We start from the raw sequence: 12,636 nt of genomic DNA, 5'->3' as shown, positions 1-12,636 counted from the left end.
GTGCCATGGCCGACCGTCCCATCACCGACACCACGGTGCCCTTGTTCGCCCTGGCTGCTCAGCGCAATCTTCCGCGCCACCAACACATGGACCCCGAGACGCTCAACTGGATCACCGACAACCGGCCGACATTCCTTGACGTGCCGTCCGGGACGCGGTTGCCCGTCCCGCAGGCGCCTCCGCTCGTCCCCAGGGCATGGTTCGGTGAGCCGGCCGTCGCCGGGACGATCCACGGCCTTCGCCACGGCGCACGGGTGGCCGCCCTCGCCTCGGTCCTGGCGAAGCTGCAGGGCCTATCCGATCGGGATGTGACCGAGGTGTCCATCGCCGGGGCCTTGCACGACTGCCGGCGCCTCCACGACCGCGACGACCCTGGGCACGGTGCCCGGGCCGCCGCATGGTTCGCCGAGCGCAGCACCCAGATCATCCAACGCCTCGCCCCCGAGGCCACGAATCTACGCGGGCCGATCATCGCCGCCGCGATCGAACTCCACGACGTGCCCTACGAACGGTTCACTCCACAACATCACCGGCGCTATGTCCGCGCGCCCGAGGCCGTCGACATCGTCAAAGCCGCCGACGCCCTCGACCGCTACCGGCTCCCGAAGCTCACCTGGTGGATCGACGACGCCCAACTGCGACTGATCCCACCGGACTGGCTCAAGTCCCGCGCGTTCGATCTCGTCGCCGTGAGCGAACGCCAGTACCTCGACGGTGTCGGCGATTCCGCCTGCGTCAGTCTCGCGTTGGAAGGGTGGGGTTCCGGATGGGCGTGAGCGATTCCTACCAGCAGTGGGCTGACGTCCACGTCTTCCATCATCCCCACGCCCCCGCCGTCGAGCCCTCGGATCCGATCGCCGTGCAGCTGGCCGCATGGAACCGCCGCATGGCCGACACCCCCAACGGGGAGCTGCTGGCGGACAACGTCTTGTTCGACACCCTCCGGCAGAGGCGCTCCGTCAGCCTGCTGCACGTCACGCACACCCTCGACCAGATCATCGACCGCGGTGTGCTGTACCCCAGCGGCGGCTGCCTCGTCGGCAGCGTCTACTGCACACCCCTGCGGCGCGTCGGCGGCACGTACTCGATGCACAACCTCGGCGCCTACGTCCTGCATCGCGAAACCGCGCTCGCGGCAGGCAACGGTCACACCCACGGCACGCCCACCCCGCTGATCATCGATATCGACCTGCCGCCCGGCACCAGCCGCAGCACCATCGGCATCGACTACCTACGCCTCGGCGAGATCCACCTCCAGATCTACCAGGACCTCGAATACCTCCTGGCCCGCGGGGAACGACACCGGCTCCGCGACACGATCATCGGCCGGGTCCGCGACGGCATGCCGTTCCTGGCCGCCTGCCTGACCCGGACGCTACGCGGTACCCGCACCGACCCCGCGTCCTTCCTCGACTGGCTGGCCGACGCCGTCGACCACCTGCCGATCCTCGGCTACCTGTACTTCGAGGTCCTCGCCGAGTACCTGATGCTGCACTCCAACGCACCACGAGCACGCGACCTGCGCGAACGGCGAGAATTCGACAACTGGCTGTACAAGGACCTCCTGTTCGCCGCTTTCCCCGGCATGGCCGGCCGCTTCGACCTCGCCCGCTTCCAACCCCGCGCCGCCGAACTCGCGGCTAGGCTCCCCGGACTGGACCCGACCATCGAGCTTGGCCACCTGGCTGCCTACGTCGCCGACCGTGTCGCCCTGCTGGTGTGCGCCCGGCTGCTCACCTCGACGGCGCGCGACCTGAACTGGCGGAGACTGCGCTGGGAGTTCGACGATCTGCGTCCCCACGCCGCGCCGCTCCTCGGGCACCTCATCCACCGCGAGCTGCGCGCGTTCGGCCGTTACCCCGACTTCTACTTCTACTTCGACCAGTACAAGGCGCTTCAAGCCTGGAACTACTGGAATCACCTGGACATCGTGCTCCCGTTCAATGCCACCATGCCCAAAGGCGAGATCGGTGTGAACCCCGCCTACCCCGACCTGCGGCACACCATCCGCCAGGCCGTCGTCACAGGGGACGGCTCCCTCGAAGCGGTCAAGGACCTCGACGTGACGATCGCGCCCCGCCTCATCGACCTGCGCCACACACTGATGCGCGCCCGGCCCGCGGCACAACCGTCCGGACACCGCCGACAGGAGGCCGCGTGACGACCTCGATTCCCGAACCCCGTCGGCCCCGCGACAGCTGCCCGGTCCTCGCAGGCGTCATCGGGCCACCCGCCAGCGGGAAGACCACCCTCACCCGCGAGCTCGCGGTGCTCACCCGAGCACCGGTGATCTCGCCCCGTTCGGCCATCCGAGCCGCCCGCCTGGCACACCCTGCCGCGACCGCCGCCTTCGAACCCGTCAACGAACTCGGCTGGGTCTCAGACGTCGCCCTCGGATTCGCCCTCCGCCACACCCTCGCCGCACAGCCCGCCGGCACCAGCCTGGTGCTCTTGGAGAACCTGCCCGGCGACGTGGTGCAACTCCTCGACCTGCACCTGCACGTCTCTCGCCTCGATGCACGCCTTGTCCTGCTGGTCCTGGACGCCGATGACGAAGTCCTCGCCTCCCGGGCTGCCGGCCGCAGGGTCTGCCAGACCTGCGAGCAGGATCCCACCGCTGACCCCCACGCGCCGGCGGCGACCCAGCGGGCTGACCCGGCCAGGTGCGCGGGGTGCGGTCAGCCTCTGACGTCCCGCACAGACGATGCCACCGATGTTCTGCGGCACCGGACGCGACGCCACCGCGCCTACACCGAGCCGCTCCTTCGCCTCGCGGCAACGCTGGGTGCCGTCGTCGTCCTCGACGCGCATCTCCCAACCAGCGCCCTCGTCCCGTTGGCGCTGCACGCCCTGGGAGCCGAGAGCGCCCCCATGCCGCAACGGGAATCCCCGTCGGAGCCTCCAATGCCATCCGGCGAACCGCCAGTCCCCGCGGCCACGACCGGCCGCGTCCATCCGAGGAACGAGCAGCCATGAAGATCCTTTTCGTCACCGGCAACGTCAACAAGATCCCGATCGCCCAGGGCCACCTTGACGCCTTCGGCGTCGAGGTGGAACAGATCAAGCTCGACCTCGACGAGATCCAGAGCACCTCCGTCGAGGTCGTCGCCCGCCACAAGGCGGTGGCGGCCTTCGCCGCGGTCGGCCAGCCGCTGTTCGTCGAGGACTCCGGCATGTTCATCGACGAGTTCGGCGGATGGCCCGGCCCCATGGTCAAACAACTCGTCACCGCCGTCGGCGCCCGAGGCCTCACCCATTTGGCGGACCTCACCACCGGCCGGGCATGCTCCTTCATCGCCACCCTCGCCTACGTCGACGAGAACGGCACTGTGCACACCTTCACCGAACACGGCGAGCCAGGAACCATCGCCTCGACACCCGCCGTCGACGGAGCTTTCGGAACGTGGTCGCCCCTGTGGGACGTGTTCATCCCGCCCGGCGCCGACGTGCCGCTGTCGATCCTTCCCGAGCAGGAGAGACAAGCCATCTTCGACGAGTGGAGCACGCGCTCGGTGTTCGCGCAGTTCGGCCGCTGGCTGGGTGGGACACCACTCGACGGTGACGCACCCACAGCCTGCGGTGACGCCCCGTCCGTCGAGGGACCGGCCCGGTGAGACCCGAGAACATCGCCCGCGCCCGCCAGGAACTGGGCCAAAATCTCGCGGCGGTCCGAAAGGCGATGGGCCTGTCCCAGCATGAGCTCGCGGCTCAACTCGGCTACTCCCGCTCGACGGTCGCCAACGTCGAGACCGGCCACCAGGACGGCACACGCGCCTTCTGGCAGAAATGCGATCTGGTCCTCAAAACGCGCCACACGCTGACCGCGGCATTCGACGCGATCGAAGAACTCGCCTCAGCCGCCGGCCGCGAGGAAGCCGCACGCGCCTACCGATGGATGGCTATCCCACCATCGCCGACCTCGCACGGCCCGGGGCTTCAGCGCCTCCCAGAAGGCGGCCTATCAGGGCACAATGGGAGCTTCACGGGACCTCACGGACTATGGGATCCGGAGGTACTGAGCGAGGAGGTCGCCATGGCCACCGACGAGTCCGGGCAGTTCGTGCGCCGAGCCGGGCGCCCGATCAGCACCGAACTTCTGGAGCAGTTGACGGGCGACGCCTACCACTGGGCCGACCAATTCCTGCTCCAACCACCCTATGCCGTCTTCCGGCCGATCGCTCAGATGCGCAGCTTCGTCTTCGATCTCCTCGACGCCCACCCAGACCCCGCATTCACCCGAGACCTCTACCTCCTCGCCGGGCAGTTCACCGCCCTCCTAGCCCACGCCTGCGCTGACCTCGGCCAACCCGGACCAGCCGACGCCCACGCCCGCACCGCATGGCTGTGCGCCGAACGCGCCGACCACAGCCTGCTCAAGGTGTATATCCGCTGGATCCAAGCGAACATCGCCTACTGGAATGGCGACCCCCGTCGCGCCGCCGCGCTCGCCGCCGCAGGCCGACAGCACGCCAGCACCGCCAGCAGCCGGCGACGCCTCGCTAGCCAGGAGGCCCGCGCCTACGCCGCAATGGGCGATGCCACCGCGGTCGAGCGCGCGCTGTCGGAGGCTGCCGTCGCGACCGAACCCGGCGCTGAGCGCCGATCCGATGAGGTCGGGGTGTGGTTCTTCGAACCCGGGAAAGCGTCCTACTACGCCGCCGAAGCACACCTCGCGCTGGGCGGCCGTGAACATCAGCGCCGAGCTGTAGCTGACGCCGAGCGGGCCATCGAGCTACTCACCGTCGAGCCCACCTCCAGCAGCCCAGAACTCATCGCCGCCGCCCGACAGGATCTTGCTGCGGCCCACCTCGCGCTGGAAGACCTCGATGGGGTCACGCATGCCCTGGGGCCCGTGCTTCGCCTCCCTGCCGAACACAGGACGACACCCATCACCAGCCGCATGAGAAAACTCGAGGCCGCCCTCACCGGCGACAGAAGCCTCGGCGCGCTTCATGAAGAGATCGCGCTCTTCCTCGCATATCCGGCGCACTCCCTGCCCACAACCTAGGCAAGCGACACATACGAAACGAGGACCATGACCACCCAGATCGCCGTTTGCGGGCCACGCGACTGCACGCCAGAAGACACCACCAACGCCCACCGAATCGGAGAACTCCTCGCTGACGCCGGCGCGACGGTCCTCTGCGGCGGCGGCACCGGAGTCATGGCCGCGGTCGCAGCAGGGGTTCGATCCCGCAACGGTCTCGTGATCGGCATCCGCCCCGGCGACAGTCGCGAAGACGCCTCACCCGACCTCTCGGCCGTTATCGTCACCAACATGGGCGAAGCACGCAACGCCATCCTGGTCTGGTCCGCCGACGCCGTCATCATCGTCGGCGGCTCATGGGGCACCCTCTCCGAACTCGCCCTCGCACACCGGCGCGGCGGCATACCTGTGATCAGCATCGGAGGATGGAGCATCCACGGCCCCAACGGCGAGGCCATACCCGGAACCCTAACCGCCCGCACGCCCGAACAGGCCGTTGAACTCTCTCTCACCCCTGAGGCCAGCTCGGCCCAGCCTCCGATACCGGAGAGAGCACCTTGAGCCGACCGGCCGGGACCCTGCTCCCAGGCGCGCCCCACCCACGCGAGTACCGCGAGTAACCCGAACACCGTTGGAGAGACAGCCAACGAAGCCCGCAGCCCACCAAGGAGACCAGTGGACCTGCGCTCCGTCCCCCGTAAGCACGACGACTTCCAGAGGCCCCTCGCCGCCGAGACGATCGAGGCTATGTGCCGACAGACATTCGGCGTGGACACGGTCGTGACGTCCGCGGTGGAGCTGGATGGCGGGATGTACAACTCGACCTATTGCGTCACGCTCGACGGGCACGCCGCGCCCGTGATCTTGCGTGTCGCGCCGGAACCCCCACGGCAGCGGCGCAGCGAACGGCAGCTGATGCGCACCGAGTACGCGACGCTGCCCTACCTCGCGTCCCTCGGACCGCTGGTCCCGCGCGTGCTGGGGGCAGACTTCACCGGCTCCCTGATCAACCGGGACCACATGTTCCAGAACCTGCTGCCCGGCGTGCCCGCGCCCAAGGCCCTGCGCGGCTACGACCACGCGGACTGGGGACCGCTGTTCGCCCAGCTCGGCGCGATCACCCGCCGCGTGCACGACGTGCGCGGCCCCCACTTCGGGCCGATCGCCGGGCCCGGGCACACGACGTGGAGCGAAGCGGTCGTCGCCATGTTCGCCGACCTCGCCGCCGACGTCGACGACCTCGGCCTGGACTCCGCCGACCTGTGGGAGGTGATCGACCTCGTGAGTGCCGACACGGCGGTACTCGATGAGATCACCGAACCGAGGCTCCTGCACGGAGACCTGTGGACCACCAACATCCTGCTCGCCCGCGACGCGCCCAGCCCCGTGATCACGGGGGTGCTCGACGCTGACCGGGCGCTGTGGGGCGACCCGGCTGCTGACTGGCCCATCCGCATGGCCCAGGCCCGTCCCGGACGGGAGGCGTTCTGGACCGCCTACGGCCCTCCCGACATCACGCCGGCCGGTCGCTGGCGGGCGGCGGTGTACGAGGCGCGGCATCTTGCAGCTTTGCGGCTGGAGCGCCATCGGCGCAGCGCGGCCGACGAGGTGTCGCAGTCCTACGTCGAGATGGCCGCCGTCCTCACACAGCTGGTCACCTCACGACCGGAGTAGGCCAGATATGCCGGAGTGGGCGGGGCGTGCACACGATCGGCGTCCTCCATGAAGGACGCAGCCATCACCTCGACTTCGATCTTCGCCCAGGCTTCTGGCTAGCAGCAGCGTGCGGCATCACATTGGGAGACTCATGACTTACAGTGCCGGCATCTGTATCCAAGGCGCCCGGGTGGTGCTGCGCGAACTGCGTCCCGGCGACGCGGCCGGGATCTACTCATATGCCCGCGACCCGGCAGTCACCCGTCACACGCACTGGGACGCCCACGCCGACATCACAGTCACCGAACAGACGCTGGCATTGTGGCTGGCTGAGACCGCGGCGACGCCGCGCCTGGTATTCAATCTGGCCGTCGAGCACGACGAACTGCTGGTCGGGGTGGTGCGGCTGGCGGTCACCAGCACCGTGCACCGGCGCGGCGAGTTCGGCTACGCGCTGGCGCCCGACCGGTGGGGTCAGGGCCTGGGAACCGAGGTCGCTGGCCTGCTGGTCGCGTTCGGGTTCGACACGCTCGCTCTGCACCGCATCGAAGCGGTCTGCCACCCAGACAACCAAGGGTCCAGGCGAGTGTTGGAGAAGGCTGGACTGCGGTACGAAGGCCGCATCCGCGACCACATGTTCGTGCGCGGCCAGTGGCGGGACTCGCTGAGCTACGCCATCCTCGCCGCTGAACGCCAGCCCAGTCCTGCCGCACCAGTGCTGTGCCCTGGCTGCCGCAGGTCCCCGACAGGCAGAACAACGGTGTTCCCAGCTGAACGGCCGGACTTCATGACCGGGGAAGGCGCAGACGTGACGAGCTGGGACCTGACCGCTCGAGGTGTGCGCGGGATCGGCCTCATTGAGGAAGGCGACGACCTGGCCGAGATCATCGAACGCGCGCTCCTGGACGAAGGTCACACCCTGACCGGCGACGAAGTACTGGTGGTGGCCCAGAAATTGGTGTCGAAAGCGGAGGGGCGGGTGGTGCTCCTGGCCGACGTGGCGCCGAGCGAACGAGCGCGTCGGCTGGCCGAGCGCACTGGTCGTGATCCGCGGATCTGCCAGCTGTATTTGGACGAGGCCGCCGCGGTGCTGGAGGTGAAGGGCCGTCACGTCGTCACCGTCGACCGGCGGGGGATCAAGGGCACCGGGTCGGGTGTCGACGCCTCCAACGCCGGCCCTCGGGGTGAGGGGCGGGCGGTTTTGCTGCCGGTCGACCCGGACGCCTCGGCGCGGCGGATCCGTGACGGGCTGCGGGACCGGCTCGGGGTGCGGGTGGCGGTGATCATCTCCGACAGCCTGGGGCTGGACCACCGTGACGGCGCCTACGGCGCGGCGATCGGCCTCGCTGGCATCCGTCACCTGGAGGAACCCGACGGCGAGCGCGACCTGTACGGCAACCCGGCCCGGCCGGTCATGAACCGGGTCGACGAGCTGGCCTCCACGGCGTCGATCATCATGGGGCAGACCGACGCGGGCCTCGGCGTGGTCGTCATCCGCGGCGCGTCCTACACGATCGACGAGAACGCGACCATCCAGCGCCTCATCGTCGGCCCCCCGCGACCGGACGTCGACGCCGACCTCGCCCACGACCGATGACACCCCAGACAGACACCTGCGACCCGAGCAGGGTCCGAGCCGAGGCTCTCGCCTGCCTCCGCGCTCTCGCCGGTGAGGTGGACGGCCTGGTGGTCGGGGACGAGGTGCTGCACCACACCGACAAGGCGATCGTCACCGCCGGCGCCCTGCGCGGGCAGCCGGTGGTGGTCAAACTCCTCACCAGCGGTGACGGGCACTGGCGTGCGCGGCGGGAGCACGAGGTGCGGGTGTACGCGGGCTTCGCCGCTGACCCCCCGGCGGTGACCGCGCCGCGCCTGCTGTGCGATCACGCCGGCGCGCTGACCGTGGTGTCGCGGCTGTCTGGCGTCCGGCTCGGCGAGCACCGGTTCCTCGACCACGACCCCGGCCCCGCCGTGGCCACCCGACTCCTCAAGGCCATGAGGGCTGTCGCTGCCTGGCGGCCGGGCTGGGCGCCGCCAGGCGGCGACCGCGAGGCCATCGACCGCGAGCACGGCCTCGGACACCTCAGCGCCACCGACGCTCAGGCCGCCGCCGCCCTGTTGGAGCGCTGCCCGGCGCCGGTGTTCGCGCACGGCGACGTGCTGCCCACCAATATCCTGCTCACCGACACCGGTGTGCAGCTGGTCGACTGGGAGCACGCCGACTGGCTGCTGCCCGGCTACGACCTCGCGCTGCTGGACCTGGTCGCCGGAACCGCCAGCCCGCCGCTGCGCGAGGCAATCGCCACCGAGGTCCACCAGTCACAGCTCGCCGCGGCATTCGCTGTCAACCTGGCGCTGCTGACCGCCCGCGAGATCCGCCTGCACACCGCCCTGCCTGAGCACGCGCCCGAGCGGGCCCGCCGGCTGACACTGCTGGTAGGACAGGCCGCCCGGGCGAGCCGGCTGCTGCGGGATCTGCTCTGACCGGGCGGCTACCTGCCTCCCGGCTCCGGGAGGCAGGCGATGACGTCCGTCCAGTGCGCGGCGCCGTGGCATCCGCCCGGGCACGGCGTGCCGTCGCCGGCGATGCGCACCCCCGCCTGACGGAGCAGAGCCAGGTTGCGCTGGTAGGCGGGGTGGCCGGCGAGGGCACTGTTGACGTGCGGGGCGGCCACGATCGGCAGCCGCGCGCCCAGGGCCTCGTTCAGCAGTCCGAGGGCCAGGGTGTCGTTCACGCCGGCGGCCCACCGGTTGATCGTGTTGAACGTGGCCGGGGCCGCCACGACCAGGGCGGGGTCGGACAGGACCAGGTCCTCGCCGGGCATCGGCATCCGCGACACCCACGACACGACCGGCCCGCCGTCGGCGTGCAGCCAGGTCGCCGCCGTCGGGGTGGCGATGAGGTGCGGGCTCCAGCCGGCCGCCTGCACCTGGTCGAGCAGCGTTTGGATGTGCAGCACCGGGGGCGCCGCGGACGCGATCACCCGCACCACCGGACGGATGCCGTGCGCGCTCATGGTCGGCTCGCAGGCTTGGTGTGGCAGGCGATGTAGGCGCGGCTGTCGGCGGTGAACGCCTCGCCCGCCCAGCCGCCCCATCGGCCGGCCGGGGCCAGGCCGGCGAGCTGGGCCATCAGGTCGAGTTCGGCCGGGTGTGTGTACCGCAGGTGCGACGGGTACAGCGTGATGCCGGCTTCGGTGATGACGATCTGCTGGCCGCTGATGCGCTGGGTGGTGGGGTCGTGCCGGCTGGCGTCGAGGTGCATCCAGCCGGCCGACAGGTCCCGGGCCTCCAGCCGCTGGCCCCGGTCAAAGCGGGACGGGTCGGCGACGAACCACCCCTCGATCACCAGCGCCCCGCCGTCGGCGAGCACCCGGGCAGCGTTGCGACGTCGCCTGCGGCCTCGGACAGCCGGCCGCCGGCCAGGATCCCGGCATCGAAGACACCGGCGATCTTCTCGCCGTAGGTGTCGGATTGGTAGTCACGCATGGGCAGAGTGTCAATGCCCGCCTATATCGACGCAATCGAAATTCTCCGCGCCGCTCGGGGTGGTCACGGCCGAGCCGGACGGCAGGGGCCCGGCGCGCCGGTTTGCTGTTTTCGGCCAGGTGTTCGAGGATGCCGTGGTGGAAGAACTCGCGGCTTGGCACAACGACGCAACCGGCTTCGACGAGATGATCGTCTTCGTCCGCCGTAATCCGTCCTCGGGGTCATGCGAGGTGGAGATCCGCACGCACGAGCGGTCGAAGCTGCAGGAGCTGCTGAGCGAGCCCAACGCGTTCGCCCTGGCCGCGCAGATCCGCAAGGCAGCCCGGGGCCGCTGGCGGCGGCTCGACGTCACCGCCCCGGCGTAGACGTGCCCGAGCAGCACCTTTCCCGTACCAGAGCGAGCGGAGACTGAGCTGATGTCTGGCAGCACCACAACCGCCGGGTTGCGCGCGGGCGGCTGCCTGTGCGGGAGGATCCGGTTCACGGTCAGCGGCGAAGCCGACTACCCGCACGCCTGCAGCTGCGGGCACTGCCAGCGGCGTGCTGGCGGGCCGCTGCAGACCTGGGTGTCGTTTCCTCTCGCGAGCCTCGTCTGGACGGGTGAGGATGGCGAGCCGTCGTGGTTTGACACCTTCGAGGCGAAGACCCGGCGCGGGTTCTGCCGGACCTGCGGGAGCTCGGTCGCTGCCTGGGACTATGGGAATGCCTGGATCGGCATCAACATCCCGGCCCTTGACGATGCCAGCGACCCGCGCCTCACGCCGGTCAACCAGTCGTTCCGCAGCAACGCGGTGCCCTGGCTCCCTGCGGTACCCGATAGCCAGCACGCCGACAGCTAATGGGGATCCCGCCGGGTCCGGCGCGCGCTGGCTGGCATGCGCACCCAGCACGGTTCAATGCTGCTCCGCAGCAAGTCGCGGCGGGCTCCGAGGGGTTTCGACGACCCGTCAGCCGGCCTCGCTGCCGGGGCTCGTGTCGGTGCCGGGGCGCAAAGCTGCGAGCATGTCGGATGCCCGCCGGGCGATGGCGTCGCTGCCGCGCGCGGTGGTGATGTCGATGAGGTTGCCGAGCAGGCTCGCCAGCTCCCGCACCTGCGGCCCGGTGAACGTGACGGGCCGGTCGTCGATCAGCGCGGTGCCGGGCTTGGCGAGCTGGGCGGCGACCACGCCGCGAAGGTTGTCCACGGACTTTGAGCCGAAACCGCGGATGTCCAGGAGCGCGCCGTCGCAGACTGCCGCGACTTCCTCCAAGGTGCGGTAACCACTCCGCGCTACTGCGTTGTACACCCGGGAGTCGAGCTGGCCTGCGACGTCGCGAAGCGCGGTACCCGGCACTGGCAGTGATGCGATCTGCCAGCCCTGTACGGGAAAGCACGCCCGCAGCTCGTCCGCGAGGGGGCCATCGCCGAGGATCACCACGTTCTGGCCGGTGCGGGTGACGCAGATCTCGACCGTCTCGTGGTGTCCGGTGACGGCGGTCCGGCCGAATCGGGCGCTGCTCTGGCGTTCGCGGTGAAAGGAGTCGATCGCCCGCCGCACCGCACTGGCCGGGTCAGCGTGCTCAGTTCGGCCCGGACCTGTCCCCGCACTGATCAGAGGCGCCTCGCTGGGACGAACAGCTTGAGGTTGATCATCGGTCATGGGCTTCCCCTAGGGTGTGATCAGGAACTGGGTCTCCCAGCCATACTGCGTGACGGCGACGGTGTTGGCGATACTGCGTTCCCATCTGTACGGGTTCGGGACGACGCACGACTGTCCCGCCCCCGGCCCTTGTGCCGCTCCACCGCAGCCAGCGGCTCCCGCGAGCCCACCGGCATCGTCGTTCCGGCCCAGGCACTGGGTCCGCATGGGTCAGTAGGTCACGGGCATGACCAGGTTGTCGGGGCGGCGAAACCACGCCGCGGACAGCCGGGTGCTGCTCGCGCGTTCGACGGCGACCAGCCCGGTGGGGCACAGGTACGGGCTGCCGTCGATGCCGAGGGTGAGCCCGTCCAGGTAGCGGCCCCACGCCTGCGGTTGCTCGCCCCAGCGCATCTCGGGGCCCAGCAGCTCGAAGCCACTGAGCAGCACTCCGTCTTCGGCGAGGCTCAGCTTGGACACGGCGTTGACGTTCCAGAACACGCTCGCGGTGCGGCCGAGCCGTGACATCGCCTGTAGTGCGCCGGGTACAGTGCCGCCGAAGCCGTTGGGCTCCACGAGCACCGTGGCCTGCCCGATACGGCCGGCGAGCACGGTGCCGAACGGCACGCCGTCGGCCATGTAATCCTCGGTTCGGGCCGGGTCGTCGATGCACGGCGCGTCGGCCGGGTTGGCGTTGTAGGCCAGGGCGACGGCGATGATGTCTGGGTGGCAGACGACAGTGACGCAGGCGGCGACCTCCAGATCGAACTCGTCGATGATCATCGCGCAGCGACGGACGTCGCTGCCGAACGATTCGGGTGGGATGTCCATGCGGGAGATCCTGCCGTCCGGGTACGACAACACCATCATCGCCGCTGACCGGCA

Annotated in this window: 16 protein-coding genes; 10 read left to right on the top strand and 6 right to left on the bottom strand. The window is 69.9% G+C overall.

Annotation, left to right across the window (positions count from 1 at the left end; translation table 11 throughout):
* Nucleotides 1-5 precede the first annotated feature (5 nt).
* Together A3G1_RS0123600 and A3G1_RS0123595 are read left to right on the top strand one after the other, a co-directional pair.
* On the top strand, nucleotides 6-776 hold the full coding sequence (locus tag A3G1_RS0123600) for an HD domain-containing protein (RefSeq protein ID WP_018351968.1): 771 nt from the start codon (nucleotides 6-8) through the stop codon (nucleotides 774-776).
* Nucleotides 767-2,161 (top strand): hypothetical protein, encoded by a 1,395-nt coding sequence (locus A3G1_RS0123595; RefSeq protein WP_040479464.1) that lies wholly within the window; start codon nucleotides 767-769, stop codon nucleotides 2,159-2,161. The genes A3G1_RS0123600 and A3G1_RS0123595 overlap by 10 nt, the downstream gene beginning before the upstream one ends.
* A 218-nt stretch (nucleotides 2,162-2,379) precedes the next feature.
* Here A3G1_RS0123595 and A3G1_RS0123590 read toward each other — a convergent pair whose 3' ends face one another.
* Nucleotides 2,380-2,811, bottom strand: coding sequence for a hypothetical protein (locus A3G1_RS0123590; RefSeq protein WP_157641342.1), 432 nt, complete (start codon nucleotides 2,809-2,811; stop codon nucleotides 2,380-2,382).
* 161 nt (nucleotides 2,812-2,972) lie between these two features.
* Between A3G1_RS0123590 and A3G1_RS36450 the strand changes: the two genes are divergently transcribed.
* From A3G1_RS36450 to A3G1_RS0123555, 6 genes are all read left to right on the top strand, one after another.
* Nucleotides 2,973-3,614 carry a non-canonical purine NTP pyrophosphatase gene (locus A3G1_RS36450; protein ID WP_018351965.1) on the top strand — a complete coding sequence of 214 codons (642 nt, stop codon included), beginning with the start codon at nucleotides 2,973-2,975 and terminating at the stop codon, nucleotides 3,612-3,614.
* Nucleotides 3,611-5,008 carry a helix-turn-helix domain-containing protein gene (locus tag A3G1_RS36440; protein WP_157641341.1) on the top strand — a complete coding sequence of 466 codons (1,398 nt, stop codon included), beginning with the start codon at nucleotides 3,611-3,613 and terminating at the stop codon, nucleotides 5,006-5,008. Before A3G1_RS36450 ends, A3G1_RS36440 begins: the two co-directional genes overlap by 4 nt.
* Nucleotides 5,009-5,035: 27 nt before the next feature.
* The gene (locus tag A3G1_RS39830; RefSeq protein WP_083937074.1) at nucleotides 5,036-5,548 is read left to right on the top strand and encodes an SLOG cluster 4 domain-containing protein; all 513 of its coding nucleotides are present in this window, start codon (nucleotides 5,036-5,038) and stop codon (nucleotides 5,546-5,548) included.
* Nucleotides 5,549-5,662: 114 nt separating this feature from the next.
* Nucleotides 5,663-6,661 (top strand): phosphotransferase family protein, encoded by a 999-nt coding sequence (locus tag A3G1_RS0123565; protein WP_018351962.1) that lies wholly within the window; start codon nucleotides 5,663-5,665, stop codon nucleotides 6,659-6,661.
* Between the two features lie 133 nt (nucleotides 6,662-6,794).
* Complete coding sequence (gene cofE / locus A3G1_RS38940; RefSeq protein ID WP_083937073.1) at nucleotides 6,795-8,240, top strand: coenzyme F420-0:L-glutamate ligase; 1,446 nt, start codon at nucleotides 6,795-6,797, stop codon at nucleotides 8,238-8,240.
* Complete coding sequence (locus tag A3G1_RS0123555; protein WP_018351960.1) at nucleotides 8,237-9,127, top strand: phosphotransferase; 891 nt, start codon at nucleotides 8,237-8,239, stop codon at nucleotides 9,125-9,127. The genes cofE and A3G1_RS0123555 overlap by 4 nt, the downstream gene beginning before the upstream one ends.
* 8 nt (nucleotides 9,128-9,135) lie before the next feature.
* Here the strand turns inward: A3G1_RS0123555 and A3G1_RS36435 are convergent, their stop codons facing one another.
* The 3 genes from A3G1_RS36435 to A3G1_RS40795 are packed head-to-tail and all read right to left on the bottom strand — an operon-like array spanning nucleotide 9,136 to nucleotide 10,132.
* Nucleotides 9,136-9,660: a flavoprotein gene (locus A3G1_RS36435; RefSeq protein WP_083937072.1), complete on the bottom strand. Its 525-nt coding sequence runs from the start codon at nucleotides 9,658-9,660 to the stop codon at nucleotides 9,136-9,138.
* Entirely contained in the window at nucleotides 9,657-10,016 is a 360-nt protein-coding gene (locus A3G1_RS36430) for a hypothetical protein (protein WP_018351958.1), read from the bottom strand. Before A3G1_RS36430 ends, A3G1_RS36435 begins: the two co-directional genes overlap by 4 nt.
* Nucleotides 9,989-10,132 carry a hypothetical protein gene (locus A3G1_RS40795; RefSeq protein ID WP_018351957.1) on the bottom strand — a complete coding sequence of 48 codons (144 nt, stop codon included), beginning with the start codon at nucleotides 10,130-10,132 and terminating at the stop codon, nucleotides 9,989-9,991. Before A3G1_RS40795 ends, A3G1_RS36430 begins: the two co-directional genes overlap by 28 nt.
* Nucleotides 10,133-10,269: 137 nt before the next feature.
* On the opposite strand from A3G1_RS40795, the gene A3G1_RS0123535 reads away from it, so the two are divergent.
* Both A3G1_RS0123535 and A3G1_RS0123530 read left to right on the top strand, forming a co-directional pair.
* Complete coding sequence (locus A3G1_RS0123535; protein WP_245563580.1) at nucleotides 10,270-10,497, top strand: hypothetical protein; 228 nt, start codon at nucleotides 10,270-10,272, stop codon at nucleotides 10,495-10,497.
* Nucleotides 10,498-10,548: 51 nt separating this feature from the next.
* On the top strand, nucleotides 10,549-10,971 hold the full coding sequence (locus tag A3G1_RS0123530; RefSeq protein ID WP_018351955.1) for a GFA family protein: 423 nt from the start codon (nucleotides 10,549-10,551) through the stop codon (nucleotides 10,969-10,971).
* A gap of 108 nt (nucleotides 10,972-11,079) precedes the next feature.
* On the opposite strand, the gene A3G1_RS0123525 is transcribed toward A3G1_RS0123530, so the two are convergent.
* Nucleotides 11,080-11,670: a DNA-directed RNA polymerase subunit alpha C-terminal domain-containing protein gene (locus tag A3G1_RS0123525; protein WP_018351954.1), complete on the bottom strand. Its 591-nt coding sequence runs from the start codon at nucleotides 11,668-11,670 to the stop codon at nucleotides 11,080-11,082.
* A 312-nt stretch (nucleotides 11,671-11,982) separates the two neighbouring features.
* Nucleotides 11,983-12,582, bottom strand: coding sequence for a DUF6461 domain-containing protein (locus tag A3G1_RS0123520; RefSeq protein ID WP_026212442.1), 600 nt, complete (start codon nucleotides 12,580-12,582; stop codon nucleotides 11,983-11,985).
* Nucleotides 12,583-12,636 lie beyond the last annotated feature (54 nt).

Source organism: Longispora albida DSM 44784 (assembly GCF_000379825.1).
Taxonomy (GTDB): domain Bacteria; phylum Actinomycetota; class Actinomycetes; order Mycobacteriales; family Micromonosporaceae; genus Longispora; species Longispora albida.
The sequence above is the reverse complement of the archived record's forward strand: the minus strand, read 5'-3'. Positions and strand labels throughout refer to the sequence as shown.